19 protein-coding genes are annotated in these 15,851 nt (G+C 31.8%); 1 reads left to right on the top strand and 18 read right to left on the bottom strand.

Translation table 11 applies throughout. The features are described from left to right. Positions 1 to 40: 40 nt before the first annotated feature. The 6 genes from SPJ17_RS01125 to SPJ17_RS01100 are packed head-to-tail and all read right to left on the bottom strand — an operon-like array spanning position 41 to position 3,246. Positions 41 to 562, bottom strand: coding sequence for a Gx transporter family protein (locus SPJ17_RS01125; RefSeq protein WP_321091923.1), 522 nt, complete (start codon positions 560 to 562; stop codon positions 41 to 43). Further along, positions 555 to 911 carry a NusG domain II-containing protein gene (locus SPJ17_RS01120; RefSeq protein ID WP_321091922.1) on the bottom strand — a complete coding sequence of 119 codons (357 nt, stop codon included), beginning with the start codon at positions 909 to 911 and terminating at the stop codon, positions 555 to 557. Before SPJ17_RS01120 ends, SPJ17_RS01125 begins: the two co-directional genes overlap by 8 nt. Continuing rightward, positions 904 to 1,866: an FAD:protein FMN transferase gene (locus tag SPJ17_RS01115; RefSeq protein WP_321091920.1), complete on the bottom strand. Its 963-nt coding sequence runs from the start codon at positions 1,864 to 1,866 to the stop codon at positions 904 to 906. Before SPJ17_RS01115 ends, SPJ17_RS01120 begins: the two co-directional genes overlap by 8 nt. Before the next feature lie 21 nt (positions 1,867 to 1,887). Then, positions 1,888 to 2,580 carry a phosphatase PAP2 family protein gene (locus tag SPJ17_RS01110; protein WP_321091918.1) on the bottom strand — a complete coding sequence of 231 codons (693 nt, stop codon included), beginning with the start codon at positions 2,578 to 2,580 and terminating at the stop codon, positions 1,888 to 1,890. A 16-nt stretch (positions 2,581 to 2,596) separates the two neighbouring features. Then, positions 2,597 to 3,043, bottom strand: coding sequence for a hypothetical protein (locus tag SPJ17_RS01105; RefSeq protein WP_321091917.1), 447 nt, complete (start codon positions 3,041 to 3,043; stop codon positions 2,597 to 2,599). A 2-nt stretch (positions 3,044 to 3,045) separates the two neighbouring features. Continuing rightward, positions 3,046 to 3,246: a helix-turn-helix transcriptional regulator gene (locus tag SPJ17_RS01100; protein WP_321091915.1), complete on the bottom strand. Its 201-nt coding sequence runs from the start codon at positions 3,244 to 3,246 to the stop codon at positions 3,046 to 3,048. A gap of 152 nt (positions 3,247 to 3,398) precedes the next feature. Between SPJ17_RS01100 and SPJ17_RS01095 the strand changes: the two genes are divergently transcribed. Further along, positions 3,399 to 4,343 carry a YitT family protein gene (locus SPJ17_RS01095; RefSeq protein WP_321091914.1) on the top strand — a complete coding sequence of 315 codons (945 nt, stop codon included), beginning with the start codon at positions 3,399 to 3,401 and terminating at the stop codon, positions 4,341 to 4,343. A gap of 102 nt (positions 4,344 to 4,445) precedes the next feature. Here SPJ17_RS01095 and prfA read toward each other — a convergent pair whose 3' ends face one another. The 12 genes from prfA to SPJ17_RS01035 all read right to left on the bottom strand — a co-directional run. Further along, a complete protein-coding gene (gene prfA / locus SPJ17_RS01090; RefSeq protein ID WP_321091913.1) occupies positions 4,446 to 5,522 on the bottom strand; it encodes a peptide chain release factor 1 in 1,077 nt (358 codons plus the stop codon). A 1-nt stretch (position 5,523) separates the two neighbouring features. Beyond that, the gene (gene dnaB / locus SPJ17_RS01085) at positions 5,524 to 6,864 is read right to left on the bottom strand and encodes a replicative DNA helicase (RefSeq protein WP_321091912.1); all 1,341 of its coding nucleotides are present in this window, start codon (positions 6,862 to 6,864) and stop codon (positions 5,524 to 5,526) included. An 18-nt stretch (positions 6,865 to 6,882) separates the two neighbouring features. Next, complete coding sequence (gene rplI / locus SPJ17_RS01080) at positions 6,883 to 9,363, bottom strand: 50S ribosomal protein L9 (RefSeq protein ID WP_321091910.1); 2,481 nt, start codon at positions 9,361 to 9,363, stop codon at positions 6,883 to 6,885. 746 nt (positions 9,364 to 10,109) lie between these two features. Further along, positions 10,110 to 10,304: a hypothetical protein gene (locus tag SPJ17_RS01075; protein ID WP_321091909.1), complete on the bottom strand. Its 195-nt coding sequence runs from the start codon at positions 10,302 to 10,304 to the stop codon at positions 10,110 to 10,112. A gap of 86 nt (positions 10,305 to 10,390) precedes the next feature. Continuing rightward, positions 10,391 to 11,098 (bottom strand): serine protease, encoded by a 708-nt coding sequence (locus tag SPJ17_RS01070; RefSeq protein WP_321091908.1) that lies wholly within the window; start codon positions 11,096 to 11,098, stop codon positions 10,391 to 10,393. Continuing rightward, on the bottom strand, positions 11,064 to 11,834 hold the full coding sequence (locus tag SPJ17_RS01065; protein WP_321091906.1) for a hypothetical protein: 771 nt from the start codon (positions 11,832 to 11,834) through the stop codon (positions 11,064 to 11,066). The genes SPJ17_RS01070 and SPJ17_RS01065 overlap by 35 nt, the downstream gene beginning before the upstream one ends. A 13-nt stretch (positions 11,835 to 11,847) precedes the next feature. Beyond that, the gene (locus SPJ17_RS01060) at positions 11,848 to 12,267 is read right to left on the bottom strand and encodes a hypothetical protein (RefSeq protein WP_321091905.1); all 420 of its coding nucleotides are present in this window, start codon (positions 12,265 to 12,267) and stop codon (positions 11,848 to 11,850) included. 39 nt (positions 12,268 to 12,306) lie between these two features. Continuing rightward, a complete protein-coding gene (locus tag SPJ17_RS01055) occupies positions 12,307 to 12,807 on the bottom strand; it encodes a hypothetical protein (RefSeq protein ID WP_321091902.1) in 501 nt (166 codons plus the stop codon). A gap of 483 nt (positions 12,808 to 13,290) precedes the next feature. After that, positions 13,291 to 13,806 (bottom strand): NUDIX domain-containing protein, encoded by a 516-nt coding sequence (locus SPJ17_RS01050; RefSeq protein WP_321091900.1) that lies wholly within the window; start codon positions 13,804 to 13,806, stop codon positions 13,291 to 13,293. Positions 13,807 to 13,824: 18 nt separating this feature from the next. Then, positions 13,825 to 14,739 carry a GNAT family N-acetyltransferase gene (locus SPJ17_RS01045; protein ID WP_321091898.1) on the bottom strand — a complete coding sequence of 305 codons (915 nt, stop codon included), beginning with the start codon at positions 14,737 to 14,739 and terminating at the stop codon, positions 13,825 to 13,827. 139 nt (positions 14,740 to 14,878) lie between these two features. After that, the gene (locus SPJ17_RS01040; protein ID WP_321091897.1) at positions 14,879 to 15,490 is read right to left on the bottom strand and encodes a DUF1349 domain-containing protein; all 612 of its coding nucleotides are present in this window, start codon (positions 15,488 to 15,490) and stop codon (positions 14,879 to 14,881) included. 33 nt (positions 15,491 to 15,523) lie between these two features. Next, the coding region (locus SPJ17_RS01035) for a GNAT family N-acetyltransferase (RefSeq protein WP_321091896.1) at positions 15,524 to 15,851 on the bottom strand (328 nt) is incomplete at its 5' end.

The raw sequence follows: 15,851 nt of genomic DNA, 5'->3' as shown, positions 1-15,851 counted from the left end.
ATAGCACCTATTGTCAATTAGAAATCGTTATGTAAACGATTTATTCTATATGATCCTCTTGAATATACTTATTTGTAATACTCCTTTTTAAATAGGTTTTTGCAAGAACACCAGAGAATATTCCTGTTCCAATAGATAATAATAAAATAAATGGTAAATAATAGAATACGGCACTAGTGCCTACTATAAAAACAGCAATAAGCATTTGCCCTATTCCATGCGCTAAAGCCCCAAGCATAGAAACTCCCCAAATAGAAAATACCTTAATTCTAGAAAATATAAGCATTACAATAAAGGATAGGATTCCACCAGATAAGCTCATGAAAAATGTAGGAGTCATAAGGGTTGCTCTTATGAGTGCAACAACAAGAATTCTTAATATGTCTACAATAAATGCCTCATAGAATTTAAATTCATATAGCATAATCAATATAATTACATTCGCAAGCCCAAGCTTTACACCAGGAATGAATATAGGTATAAAGGATTCTATATAGCCAAGAATTACTGCCATAGCCAAAAGCATTGCGATAATCATCCATCTTTTTAAGCTCTTATTCATTACTATCACCACCTGTAATAACGATAGTAATTTTATTCGGAAGACAGGTTATCACATCGTGCTCCTTAGATTTTTCTCCTGTATGAACACAAATTTGATTTGGACATCCTGATTCTACAACAGAAACATTACCATAGTTTACCTCTAGTGTAACCTTAGATATATCCCCATCGACAGTAACTCTCTGTTTCTTATATAAATCTAGAGTTAGTATGATATTATCCCCATGATAAACAACTGCTTTTTTTCCTTCCTTTTTAAAGCTAAAGAACCAAAAGGATAATAATATTCCTGCGATGAAAAGAATTCCCAAAAGGAGAATAAAATCATTTCTAAGCCTTTTATTCATAAAGCTTCACTCCCTCTGTTTGGAAAAGTATCTTATTATTACTATACATTAATATATCTAAATTATTATTTTTAGCGAATTGCAATGCTTTATCAAAGCCCATATGAAAAATGGCAGTGGAATATGCATCCCCTTCAAGTGCATTTTGGTTAAAAACAAATATGGAATCATATGTACTGGATGGATATCCATTAAACGGATGAATTAAATGATGATATATATTTCCATCTATAGTTACATATTGATTTTGTGGGCTTGAACAGGATATCACCTTATCCTTATCCTTAATAATACCTATATATCCATTAAAATCATAAGGTTTTGATAGGCCAATCGTATATTCCTTACCCATTTTATTTCCAATGGCAATACTTGAATTACCTGCATCTATATAATAGGAAGATATTTGGCTATCTTCTAAGTATTTCTTAGCCATATTTGTAGCATATCCCTTAGCTATTCCCCCTAAATCAATATTACCATCACCCACAATAGATATATGATTACCATCTATCTTTAAAGAGGTATTTTTCATAATTTCTAATTCCTCATTTATGGTAGCAGAATCCAATATTTTATTTTCCTTCATGGCATCCTTCCATTTATGTGATAAGGATCCAATAAATGGATTAAAATAGCCTTCTGTCTTATCATAGATACGTATAGATTCCTTTAGTATATCTAGTAAGGTATTGGATACATATGCCTCTCTAGCATGATTTAAATCGTATATAGAAACACTATCCTTGCCTGATTTATAATCATCGGATACATTTTCAACTTCCTTATATATTTCTTTTATTTTATTGAAATGCTCCTTGAAATTCTCATCATTATATATCGATACAGTAACTACTGTATCCATCGTATAAATGACCCCTGTATTCTCTATTTCACCACAGGAGCACAAAAAAAGGCATGAAGAAAATATAAGTCCTAACAATAATTTCTTCATACCCATCACCTCAGTCTTCCTTTAATCCTCTTCCTTATTTTTCTTTTTGAAAATCATAGGAAGAATTGGCTTTTGTAAAATATTATATTCTATAAATACGGCTGTTAGCGCCATAAATACGGCAGCTGTGCTTAGACCTAAAGCCAAGCCAGCAACGCAATCGGTAAAATAATGAACGCCAAGAACAATTCTTGAAATTGGAACAATAAAGAAGATTAAGCTAAATACAGCCACAACAGGAATGGTAATCTTCTTATTCTTTTCTGTAATAAGAAATAAATAGATTATAAACGGTGACATAAATCCAACGGATGTGGAATGCCCGCTTGGAAAGCTTGTTGATTTTTCAAACATCCACCACATTTCAGCATCTGGTCTTGGTCTTTGATATACCCCTTTAAATGCGGCATTTAGGAATACTTGAATGATTAAGCCTAATAAGAATATCATAAAGCGATAATCAAGTTTTGTATATATAAGCATTAAAACACATAAAACAGCAATTACATATAAATCACCAGATTCAGTGAATATTCTCCAAAACCAATAGTTGAAACCGCCCTTTTCTCCTCTTGTATTATAGGCTAAATCTCTAGCCCAAACATCCACTTGAAGAGGATCTAGGTTATTCTTTCGAACAACGATACATAATGTAGTTAATATGGCTATAGAAACAATAAATATAATTAAAGAAATAATCAATCTTTTTTTCATATGCGCACCTTTAATTTTAATATTTCTTATTATAATAAATCGATACGGCAACGTGAATGATGAGGAATGCAAGTGCAATACCACCAGCTAAAATAAAATAGCCTGGATCAAGGAATGCAGTAAATACTAATACAACTCCAAGGACATAAACGAATATTTTATGTACTAATGCATTCGTATGTAGACGAATCATTTTATTTCTTTCATCATTCTTTTTAATTAAATAATAATCTGCATATTCGTCATCCTTTAATATTTTTACATATCGATAATTCTTATATGCTAAATATGCTTCAATTAATGCACAAATAATGTATGGTAGAGGTGACCAATAATAGAATATGGATTGGTTTGTAAATTCAAATCTACCAACAGCCATGACAACTACAATAATTATTGGAAGTGTCATAGATGATAGCATGACACCTAATTTAATTTTTGTTATTTTACGCAAGCTTTCCATGCCTAATCATCCTCCCCCAAAAAGAATATTTCCTCTACAGGAACATTAAATACAGCTGCAATCTTTAACGCAAGCGGTAAGGATGCAATGTATTTGCCTTGCTCAATAGAAATAATGGTTTGTCTTGTAACTCCAACCTTCTTTGCTAGCTCTTCTTGAGTGAGCTTTATAGACTTTCTAAACTTATGAACTTCATTGGTCATATAAACACCCCTCAAATGATAATATCTTAAAGAAAAAGTACATTTCCCTTTACATTATACTATTATACACAATTTAACAGAAAAAATAAAATAAAATTATTTCTCGATTATTTTAGTGATATAATAAGGGGGCTGATATAAAGGAGGCCTCTATGAGACTTACAAAACAAGAGGTATTAGATATACTATTTCGACTATTTATAGTCCTATTTACCAACACATTATTATCCTTAGCTACCGTATGGTTCTTAGAACCTGCCGCATTATATGCTGGTGGAGCTACAGGTATTGCACAGCTATTGTTTCGAATGATCAATCGCTTAGGTGCAAATATGAGTGGAAACCTATTAGGTTGGTTCATTCTATTCGTAAATGTTCCAATTACTCTAATTGGATTTAAATTTGTTTCCAAAAGATTTGCGATTTATTCTGTAATTGCCGTTTTAGTACAATCCTTAGTTGTACTGGTCATTCCAGAAAGTCCATTTGCATATTTAGCGGAACCCATTGAAACCATAAATCAGGCTGGCAATATCGTTTCTACAATGAATTATGGTGGAATATTAACCTTAGCTATTTTTGGTGGATTGCTTTCGGGTATGGCATCAGGATTAGCTTTAAGATTTGGTGTATCTACAGGTGGTGTAGATGTGCTTGCTCAAGCCGTATCCATCAAAAAGGGAATTTCCATTGGAAACTTTACTATGGTATTAAATATTACTATTGCAATCTTTGGTGGTGGAGTACTTCAGGGCTCATGGGTAATTGTATTATTCACCATTGTAAGAATGATTATTAATAGTTTAGTCATTGACAAAATTCATACTTCCTATTCCTATACAGGATTACATATTTTCTCAAGCCACGGAGAAGCTATTGCACATTCCTTAATGAATACCTTAAATCATGGTTGTACTTTATTTGATGTTGAAGGTGCACATTCTGGCAAGGAATTTAAGGAGGTTTATTGTGTTGTTTCAAATTATGAAATCCATAGAGCAATAAAGGAAATCAAAAAGCATGATGAGAAAGCCTTTATCACAATGGCTCCTGTAAACAAAATCAATGGTAAATTCATAAGAAAATCAATAGTGTAAATTAAAATAGTAACAAGTTTTTACTTGAAGAAAAAAGATGTTATAGAGTACCTGGATTATATAGGTATGACATAACATCTTTTTTAAATTATAAGGTCACTTTTATAGTCTTATTTCTTCTTCACTAGAAAGCTTTCTTTTTTGGTCTTCATTGATTAGCTCAGAAATAACTAAATCAAGTTTACCATCAATAATTGCATCTAAACGATTAATCGTAAAGCCAATTCTATGGTCTGTTACACGGTTTTGTGGATAATTATAGGTACGAATCTTTTCGCTTCTTTCACCATGTCCAATTAAGGATTGTCTTGTAGCGCCTGTCTTTTCGGCTTCCTCTTCAAGCATACGCTCATAAATTCTAGTTCTTAGAATTTCCATAGCAGTAGCCTTATTTTCATGCTGAGAACGATAAATCTGACAAGCTACGAAGTCTCCTGTTGGAATATAAGTAACTCTTACTGCAGAGTAGGTTGTATTAACACCCTGCCCACCAGGACCTGAGGAACAGAAGGTATCAATTCTCAAATCCTTTTCTTCTAATTGGAAATCAATTTCCTCTGCCTCTGGCATTACAAGTACAGTTGCAATAGAGGTTTGGATTCTACCATTTGCCTCAGTAACTGGAATTCTTTGTACTCTATGTCCGCCAGATTCATATTTTAAGAAGGAATATACACTTTCTCCAGATACCTTAAACTGAATATTCGAATATCCTCCCTGTGCGGATTCCATTGCATCAAATACGGTAATCTTCCATCCTTTAGATTCTGCATATTTTGTATACATACGGAATAAATCTCCAGCAAAGATGTTTGCCTCATCTCCACCTACAGCACCACGAATTTCAACAACTACATCCTTTTCATCATTAGGATCCTTAGGTAACAATAAAACCTTGATTTCATCTTCAATTTGTACAAGACGATTTTGAGCCTCTTCTAGCTCCATAGTTGCCATTTCAACAATTTCAGGATCAGATTCCTTCTTCATTTCCTTTAAATCAGGAATGGATGCCTCAAGCTTTTGCTGCTCATGAAATAATGTAACAACCTTCTCCAAGGATTTTTGTTCCTTAGATAAGGCTGTTAGCTTTTTAACATCTTTAGCTGTTTCAGGCTGCATAAGGAGGTCGTTGATTTCGTTATATCTAGCCTCTATTATCTTTAATCTATCTAACATATTATTCTTTAACTTCTTTCTTCTCTTTAAATCTTTGATATTCACCCTGGAACATAAAAGGAAGTCCTTCGCTTGTAGAACCAGAACGGTTCTTAGCAACGATTAAATCAGCTTCTCCCTTTCTTTCAGAATGGGAATCATAATAATCAGGTCGATATAAGAACATTACGATATCCGCATCCTGCTCAATAGAACCAGAATCTCTTAAGTCCGCCATGATCGGCCTTTTATCTCCTTCTCTTTTTTCAACATCACGAGAAAGCTGAGATAATGCTAAAACAGGGCATTCAAGCTCTCTTGCCATAAGCTTTAAGCTTCTTGTTATCTTAGTAACCTTTTCCTGTTGTGTTTTACCATCGCCTTCAATTAGCTGTAAATAATCGATGACAACAAAATCAAGACCACCATTGGCTTTTAATTTTCTACATTTCGCACGAATGGAGGCAATCGTAGAATCCGAAGAATCATCAAAATAAAGATTCATACGAGATAATTTTGCAATACTTGTATTAAAACGAATCCATTGATCCTTTGGGATATGTCCATTCTTAATTTGTGATAATTTAATCGATGCATCACAAGAAATCATACGCTCAACAAGCTGTTCAGCACTCATTTCTAGGTTGAATATAGCAACGTTACCATTTCCCTCTTTGTTGCTGATGGCAACATTGACAGCTAAATTCATTGCCATCGCAGACTTTCCCATGGCAGGTCTTGCAGCAAGAATGATTAATTGGCCACTTTGGAAGCCCTGTGTAATTTTATTTACACATGGGAATCCTGTATCAAGGCCAATGACATCCTCATTTCTATTCGCATTGGCTGCGGTTTGCTTAGATACATTATCTGTAACCTCTTTAATCGTTTTGAAATCTTCAACTCTTCTTCTTTTCGATAAGTCGAAAACTGTCTTTTCTACATCATCTATATAATCAAAGGCAGATACCTTAGCATCATAGCCCTTTTGCGCTAATGTATTTAGCGCATTAATTGTATTTCTTCTTAAGGATGCATTCTCAATTAAATCAATATAGGAATCCATATTTGCAGTGGAATAGCTATAATCTGCAATACTTGCAATATAATCTACACCACCAGCCTGATCTAAAACACTTTTGAGTGTCAAATCCGCAATAACCGTTGTCGCATCAATAGCACGACCTTGCTTATTGATATCGAGCATGGTTTTATAAATCAGACGATTTTTTGTTTCGTAAAAATCGTCTGGAGTTAATATATCTGCTACCTGATAAATGACCTCAGGATCTAGGAAAATACATCCGATAATCGCAATTTCGGATTCAATTTCCGCAGGCACCTTTAGGTTTTGATTGCTCATACCGAACGCCCTCCTTCGCTACTTTTTCTCTTCTACATTGATATCAAATTGTGCAACAACATCAGCTGCAAGCTTTACGGTTGCTGTATAAATACCAACGGAATTGATATCTGCAGGTAATTCTACCTTACGTTTATCAAGGTGCATACCTGTTTGTGCTTCAAACTCATCACATACCATTTTTTCAGTGATATGACCAAAATTCTTTCCACCAGCACCAATCTTTAATTGTACTGTAATTTGCTTTCCTTGAATTTCTTCTTTGAATTTCAATAATAGGTTATGCTGGTTCTCAGCCATAACTCTTTCTCTTTCCTTATCCTCTTCAAGCTTCTTGATGTTTTCAGGTGTTGCTGCAACAGCCATATTATTCTGAATAAGGTAATTAGCATAGCCGTTTGCGACTTCCTTAGTTTCACCCTTCTTACCTTTACCCTTAACATCCTTTGTTAAAATAACCTTCATCTTCTCGGAACCTCCCTCAATAAATTCAATCTTTAATGTATTAATAAGCTCATTTTTTAAATCTTCAATGGTACAATCCTTTCTCTGTAGTGCGGCACTATTAAAGTGTCCTCCACCACCCATACCTTCCATGATTAACTGTACATTGACAGAATCACCTAAGCTTCTTGCAGAAATACCACATGTATTCGCATCAATTCTACCAATGGTAAAGGATGCCTCTACACCCGCAATGGTTAGCTGTCGATCGGAAATCTTAGCTAGGGTTGTACGATCTGGAATCTGCTGATTCTCCTCTAGTGTAACAAGGGAGAATCTATCACCATATAACTCTGCTTTTACGATAGCAGATGAAATTAATCTTTCACTTGTAATGGATTCTTGTAATAGCTTTCGTACGAAAATCATCTCTGCACCAAAGCTCTTTAACATTGCAGAAACTTCAAATGTACGAGTACCACTTCTTTGTGTAAAGTTATTTGTGTCAACAATGACACCCGCAAGCATAATGGATGCCTCAAGTGATGTTGGCTTAATATTTGGATTATAGAATGAGAACATTTCGGTTACTAATTCTACTGCACTAGACGCACTCGTTAATCTATAATCTGATAGGAATCCAGTAAAGCCAATACCAGCACTATCAATGTGGTGGTCAATAATAGAGAACCTAGAAGCCTTCTCTAATAAAGATGGGAACATTACAAGTCTTGGAGCCTGTGTATCTGTAATAATTAATAAAGTTGTAGGCTTAATTAATTCTAATGCCTGCTCCTCTGTGATAAAGTTTTCTAGTAATGCAGGATCCTTTTCAATAAACTTATAAATCTTCTTAACTGTAACATCGGCTTTATTTACATCAAAGGCCATCTTACAATCAAGCCCAGATGTCTTAACCATACGGAAAGCACCAATCATAGAACCAATCGCATCACAGTCTGCGAAATTATGACACATTAAGACAACATTTGTAGAGCCCTGCACGTGATCCTTTAATGCTAAGGTTTGCTGACGTACCTCTACTAGGTCATTCTTCTCTGTTGCATTCGATTTTGCACCGAAGAAGGAAACTGCTTCATTTTCGATGTTGATACAACCCTGACCTCCACCACGCTTTTCAGCAAGCTCAAATTGTGCCTGAGCAATACTACCAAGCTCATCATAATTGATATCATGACAGGCAACACCAATCGTAATAGATGTCTTTAATCGATATTTTTGAGTGATTTCCTCAAACTTATCAAAGATATCAAAATTGTCCTTTTTCATTCTTAAAACGGCCTCTTTATCAACGATAAAGGACATTCTATCTCCATTTAGGGTTTGTAAATATCCATGATATCTTGCAATCCAATCCGAAATCGCACCTAAAATAGAACCACGAATGGTAGCCTTCTCTTGCATATCAAACTTCTTAATTGATTCTTCAAAGTTATCCAGCTCAATAATACCAATCGTAAGCTTTCTTTCGTTATATCTTTTCTTTATTTCTTCTCTTTCTGTCACATCAAAGAAATATAAAATATTAAATTCCGTATTGTGAATAACCTCATAGGATTTATCACCGAATTTCATATTAATTAAGGTTTGATTACGAATGACATCGCTCATAAAATCCTTTGAAATAGAATCGATCGATGTATCAATTAGCTTACTATTAAAGATTTCCTTAGAATGCTCATTCGCCCAAATGATATTATATTGAGAATCATATAATACAATACCAATAGGTAGCTTATTGAAAGCCTCATCACCAGCCTTAGATGCATGGTAGGATATATTTGTCCATTTTTTAAGTCTTAGCTCTAGCATCTTAATTGTATCTGCATTCTTCCTGTTGATAAAAGAATAAATCAGAATGGTTGCAATAATAAAGCTTATAATGGCAACAAATAAGAAAATAATCTCAAAATAGAAATTTTCATCGATACCATCGGTTAAATAATAATAGGTAAAATAACCGGCAGCACCTGTGCCTGATAAGAATATTACAGCAAAGATAAGAGCTTTAATTTTATTAAAAAATTGCTTCATCTAAGGTCACCTCTTTATCTATTCTATTATAACAAAATGAAGAATACAATTCAATTGAAAGAACAAAATGACTTACATAAATGTAATGTTGTTAATTACAAAAGTAATTTCCGCTGATAAAGGAAAAATATAAAGTAAGAAATTCTTTAAGAACAAAAACATTATTTCTAAATTAAAGGAATATTTAGAAAAAATAAATCCACCTCAATGTTCATATATGGAAGATGTAAAGAAATATGCATTGTCAAATTGGGATAATCTTTGGACTTATTTAAAAGATGGTAGAGTTTCTATTAGTAATCAAATAGCTGAGAATAAAATTAAAAAAGCATGCATGATAAGAAACAATTCTATAATATTTAATAATCAATAAACAGCCATTGCAAACTTTAATCTATTAAGTTTAGTTCAGACAGCTAAAAAACATAAGTTAAATATTGAAGCATATTTAACTTATGTTTTTGAAAATATCGAAGCCTACTCAAAGAATTTAGAGGTTCTTTTCCCATGGAATTATAATATCTTACAAAGATTTCAAATAAAATAGCATTAAATGTAAAAAAGTTATTTGCCATATAAAAAAGGAAATCTACCAACCAAATTTTGGAAGGGATTGATTTCCTTTTTTTTCAAAATCTTTAAAACGATTGGTTGTTACCAACCTACAAACAACCTCAAATTTTAAAGAGCCTTTTAAGTGACCAAGAGTGGTCGAAACCGGCTGAGACCGGGAGAAAACGGGAGAATTATTTTAAAACATATTTAATGTTTTTAGAACCGCCTTCTTTTGATATCATACCTTTTTTTACAAGAATACTAAGTATTTCATTTGCTCTAGTATCTTTAATATTTGAAAAATCTTCAACAGTAATTCTTCTAATAGAACCATGTTCTTTAATAACTTTGTAATAAAGTATTTCAAAAATTCTCCTTAGTGCCAATCAAAGATATTTCTATTATTCATCAAATACCATATGAACATCATTGAATTATGTATTCACTATTCTTTTATAACCTTCTCGTAGTTTTAATTGTTTTCTATAAAATCTAAAATAGTTCCGCTTGGGATAGCATATGCCAGGCCATTGATTATTTGCGACTTATTGTCTTTTAATCTAAAAGATATAATACCTATTACAATATTATTTTCATCCAAAACAGGACCACCACTATTACCATCTGACACTTCAATATTCAGTTGTATAGTTTCAATATTTCTATCATCTATTTCTACAAATCTTTTTGAGGATGAAATATAACCGCCAAAAAAAGATAATCCGAATCCATTGGGATTCCCAATTGTATAAACCTCTTCGCCTAAAGATAAATTTCTTTTTTCGATTTTTAGTGCTTTTTTCTTATCAAATCCATCTATTTTTAAAGTAGCCAAATCATATTCTTCTGATATCTTATACACAGTTGCTTCTACAAATTCCTCTGAATTATAAAAACGCACATAAATATTGTCATATAGACAATACTCTTTTTTTTGATAATCATAATACCTTACGATATGCCTACATGTTAATATTTTCCCGTCTTCTGATATAACAAATCCTGTCCCATATCCAGTTGACTCGTTGCTTGTTGATTTTATTTCAACAGTCGATTCCAAAACTAACGAATAGTTTTGATTTGAACATTTACATGAAGAAAATGTCATTAAGCATAAAGCGAAAATTATCAACAAAAAGACTATTTTAGTCATCAAATTGTTCAGTTTTGATTGAATCATACTCATCGGCTCCTATTAATTTCTTATATTCAATCCAATCTTCTAATGTAAAAGTATTAAAAATGTCACTATATTCTTTTTTTCTAAAAGAAACTAATTTATTAAAATCATCTATTTCGTTAGAAAAATATAAGCATTTTAAATGCTCGATTTCTTCACTTTTTTTAGCAATTTGATTGAAATCAATTGTTCCATTTAAGACTTCGTTTGCATATTCGTTTACATAAAATCCTAATTCTTTTTTTACAAGATTGTATCCATTTTCACGCAAATAATTTTCAATGTAAACGGCGCAATTATCACCTTTTTTTATGTTGAAAGAAGATTTAGGAAATTTTATTTCTTTATAAATCCCAGGGTAGCCAAAAGTAATTCCTGACACATCAATTCCAACATAATATTTTATCACTGCATCGAGACCACCTGACAAAAACAATGGACTTTGATTCAAAATTGCTATTGTCTCCCCATTTATGATAAGTTCTAAAAATAAAATATTACCAAAAAAACCACTCATCTTAGCAACATCTTTTTCATAAATACCATACGAATTATATAAATTTGACAGTCTTTTGCATCTAAAATCGATACCATTAATAAAATATACTGACAATGTATTTATTTTTAATAAATCATTACCTAATTTGTCCTTATAATTATCTTCTTTATTATTATAGAGACATAAGCAATTAATATTATCTTCTAAAAATCTTTTCAATTCTAACAAATTATTCATACTAATTACGATTCTAATAATATAAATATGGTGTAATATCAAGGTTTAAAAAGAAAGCATGTGGACGAAAAGCTTTTGTTGAATTACTTCCCTTTACACTTGTATTATATGGTACGTATACATAATATTCATCACCAGGATGATAATGATATAATCCACCATCATGTCTTTCAGGTTTAGTTATTGGTGTCGATGAACTATATCCAACATATGGTTCGTTTAATAATTCAGTAATATTTGACTGGTAATACGAAAATATACTCGCAACATAACTAAATTCATTACCATCATAATATGATGTCACATAAGTAGGATTAATTAAAATTGCAATGGCAGACTCCTTAGTTATTTTTGGTCCTAAAAATAACCCATCACTATCAAGAGAGCCATCATGAATTTCTTTAGTTTTTGAAATACCACTTGCAAAAGCCAAATAATATGAATTGCTATTTTTACTAGTTTCTTTCTCTAATTAAGCTTTACTAACTGCCTTAGTGTTATATTTTACTCCATCAATTGAAAGTGATGGAGAATATGTTGTTGTAACTATAGTAACTGTTTTAGTAGTAGTTATAGTGAATACTCTTTTTATCCAACTAGCAAACCATCCAAAGAAAGACTTCACAGCTTCAACAACTGTTTCAACAACTGTCTGTATAGCAGTAGATATTGCCTGATTAACTGATGGAGAAGTCGCAACTATTGTAATAGCAAATGCAACAGCAACAACAGCCCCTATAGTTAAATCATCAACGATAGCAATACATTCATCAACATTATCAATATCTAAATACTCAGATATCAAATATTTCTCGTCTTCAAAAATAATGTATCCTTCATCTTCTAATTCATCATAATATGGAGTTGCAACACCACTTATTTCGTCAATTAGTAGATTACCATCGTAATATTCGATGTTCATGATAAACTCATTTGTCGCAAAATTATACTTTGTAGATACTTTCTTTTCCAAATTATCGACATCTAAACTCGAAAAAACATAATTATTTAAGTCATCTTTTGACCACTTTAAAGAACCATCAAACGAAAGTTCGTTTCCTTCTAACGTAGTTAGCCTCTAAAAATTCATCAACCAAATTAATAATTTTGGTCTCGTTATCAATGTTAACATTCTCAATTGTTCTAATTGATTCATCAACCTGATTATGATTCATAGATGTCAAATTAATAGAAATTGAGAAGAATAAAACAAATAGAAACATTGATAAAATAAAAATTTTTTTCATATTATCCTCCAGAACAACAAAACACGAATATTTTATCATATGTAATTGTTTTTGTAAACAATAATACAGCAAATCATCCCTTTTTCAAAATTATGTTAATTACAAAAGTAATTTCCGCTCGATATTTGTATTTTAAATAGGCTTCTAATTTTCATTGATTGTTTTACACCAAATACTATATTTAAAAAATTATTACTTATTTTAATATCCTATAATAATCCATCTAAATGTAGTAATTCTAATACCTTAGCTTCTCTTTCGATCATTATTTGATCCTTAGTGCCATGACAACAATTTCTATTAATATTTATAGCATCTTTATAATCTACAAATTCTAATGTGAATCTTTCTTCTTCTTCATAATCATCAAGGTCCTGTGCTACCATAACATCTAAAACATCACATAAATAATAGTAATTATCTTGAACAAAATAATCATAATTCTTTGTGTCATCTTTTTGAATTCTATGAACATATCCATATTCACGTATGGATTCTTTTTTTATAACAAGACCGGCCTCTTCCTTAGTTTCTCTGATTAAAGCATCTAGCTTTGTCTCATTAAAATCTATACCTCCACCAGGAAATTTATAATAATTGTATTTTAGACTATGTACCATAGCCACCAAACCATCTTTAATGTATATACATCTAGAGGATGGTCTTACATATGCTTTACCGTTAATATCATAATCCTTTGTGTCAATCTCAAATAATAATCTCATATTTAAAACCATTTCTTTCTATTTTTGTAGTTTTATATATTCACTTTCTAGTATTTCTAAGGATTTTTCTAAATCTACTCCAAGAATCTCTTGAATTTCCTTAAAATCATAATTTTTATGTAGCTCATTAAGAATATTAACCAACGCTTCATCCCCGTGCTTAGCTATAAAAATAGCTTGAGCTTTACAAGCTATAGAATCGTTACCAGAACCATAAAATCCTACATTACAAGAAAAAATGTCACTGCAATTGTAGCATCCATCTATTTTCTTTTTCTTAGCACATATAGCATTTGGGCAATTTCCATCCATAAAACATGCTGAATAGCTACATACATTAAAATTACTTCTGCATCCTCCGCACCATTTTCCTAAAAAACAATGATTACAGGAAAATCCACAATAGGCTATTTGTTCTTTCTTATTCTTCCAATAGGAAACTATTTTTGCTTTTTCAATATCACCATATTTTTTATCGCATTCTTTTAAGGATTTACGATAAATCTTTGATTCTTCATCATAAATTGTTTTTGCCATTTCTAAAAATTCATAACCATACTTTTCATATAAACCAATATGATCCGTTGAAATATATACATATTCCATCCCCATTATCCCTGCAATAGATTCAGCATATTTTAACAACATACCTGCATAATGATGTCCTCTATATTCGGGATATGTGTAAACAAATCCAATCCATGGAGTAAGCTTTGTTGGTTGAATTTCATCCCACTTCGCTAGTGTACAAAATGATACCAAATTTCCTCCATCAACAAGCATTGGTATTATTGTATTTGTACCTAATGTTTCATATATTTTGTTTTCAGTAATCAAGCTTGATAAAAATTTACCTGCAGGCCAATTACATTTTCTTAGTTCATCTAGCCAATGGTTTTTATTATCACAACTAAAATATTCAATTATTTCCATAATTATTAGCTCCTATTCATCTTATTCTATATTAAAATAATAGCACATTATTCTATATGTTTGAGAATGTGGTTAGATGGGGTGTGTGGAAGGCTTTATATAATACACACAAGGATATATGGGATGGGATAGTTGGGATTTATAGATCTTTATCTGTTTTTTGGCCCTCATGTGCTAGCCATTTGCATTCCGTTATTTCCATATTTGTAAATGTAGATTGAAATGATGAATCTTCAGGACTACATGCATAAATACCAAATCGAATGATTCCATTGCCATTCCACATATGACAAATTCTCATTTGTTTAAATGTTATACCATCTATAGAACATTCAATACAATAATCATCTTCACGTCGACTAAGTCTATACCACATGGATTTTATACTGGATTCTATTTCTGTAGTCGCCCAATCAGAAAATCCATTATTGGTAACAACACTTCCAAGATGTTGGAATTTTTCATTTTCATATTCAATAGAAGCTTTAAGCCAATTGTCACTATCAAGATACATTACAACACCACATTGATCAAATCTATGTTTGCCTTCAAATTCAGTTTTAACTACAAAAGAAAAATATTTTTCACTAGTTTCTAATTGTAAAACAGGAGCGTTATCATTTCTAAAGTGATAATATGTTCTTTGCCATAAGTCCGTATGTGGTTCTGTTATAATTTCAATTCTATTTTCACATATCGTAAAGTTTTTTGGTTCTCTAATCCATTTTAATTTTGTCACATCGAATTTCATTTTTTTCCTCCTCGTTGCTTGAGCAATTAAAATTTACATAAGTGAATAAACAAGCTGAAGGTCATCTGGTTCATCATTTGCAATGGAAAGAATAGGATTATCTGTAACCTCTGCTCCCATAGCTTTATAGAAATGAATTGTTTCTTCTGATGGACATGCAGAAATATACAACTCCCTTGCTCCGCTTAAGCGCGCTTCTTCCACTGCTTTTTCCCATAATTTACGGCCAATTCCCTGACCACGAAAATTCTTGTCAACTTGAATCAAATCAAGAATCATCCGCTCGGATACCAATTTCTTCACAAGACTCATAAAGCCAATAATTTTTCCTTCCTCGACTGCGAGATAGGAAATATAATTA

It is taken from the genome of Anaeroplasma sp. (genome assembly GCF_034179385.1).
Classification (GTDB): domain Bacteria; phylum Bacillota_I; class Bacilli_A; order Acholeplasmatales; family Anaeroplasmataceae; genus Anaeroplasma.
This window is presented reverse-complemented; position numbering and strand designations above follow the sequence as displayed.